This is a genomic window from Thiohalocapsa halophila (assembly GCF_016583825.1).
Taxonomy (GTDB): Bacteria; Pseudomonadota; Gammaproteobacteria; order Chromatiales; family Chromatiaceae; genus Thiohalocapsa; species Thiohalocapsa halophila.
Genome location: NZ_NRRV01000263.1, coordinates 1 through 648, shown reverse-complemented (window position 1 = coordinate 648; position 648 = coordinate 1). Strand labels below are relative to the sequence as shown.

Below are 648 nucleotides of genomic sequence, written 5' to 3'. Positions count from 1 at the left end.
ATCGGCAGCCTAGCCCGAGCACGGCTCGCACTGCCGAGCCTCGAGTTCCGAGCACAGGGAGGTGTGTCCGTTTTCCGTCAACCTTGCCATCCTTGGAGTCAACGAGCCATGCCGACGAGCAGCGATCAACAGGCCCACGACAACCAGGTAGAGGAGGCCGCCAGCCTAGCCCGCGAACATCGTCACGCTACCGCAGAACATCTCCTCCGCCAGTATGTGCTCGGGGGGATGGCAGTCGGATTCGTGCCACTCCCCCTCGTCGACTTGGCCGCCCTTCTCGGGTTGCAGTTGAAGATGCTGCACAGTTTGGCGGGCGTTTACGATATCGAGTTCAAGGCCGATCTCGGGCGCTCCGCCGTCGCCAGCCTGCTCGGCAGCGCCCTGCCCGCGGGCCTATCACCCACAGTGGCGGCAAGCCTTGGCAAATTCATCCCCGGTATCGGTCAGACCCTATCCACAGGTAGCGCAGTCCTATTGAACGGCGCCGCGACTTATGCCGTCGGGAAGGTTTTTATCCAGCATTTCGCCGCCGGCGGCACTTTCTTGACCTTCGACCCAGAAGCAGTTCGCGACTACTTTCTTAGCCAACTGCAAGAAGGCACGAAGGTTTCCGCCGATCTACGTAACGAGAAACACTGACGTATAGGG

General features: G+C 60.8%; 1 protein-coding gene. It reads left to right on the top strand.

The window, feature by feature from the left end; translation table 11 throughout:
- The first annotated feature begins 108 nt into the window (after positions 1-108).
- On the top strand, positions 109-639 hold the full coding sequence (locus tag CKO31_RS26335) for a YcjF family protein (protein WP_200243943.1): 531 nt from the start codon (positions 109-111) through the stop codon (positions 637-639).
- The last annotated feature ends 9 nt before the right edge of the window (positions 640-648 follow it).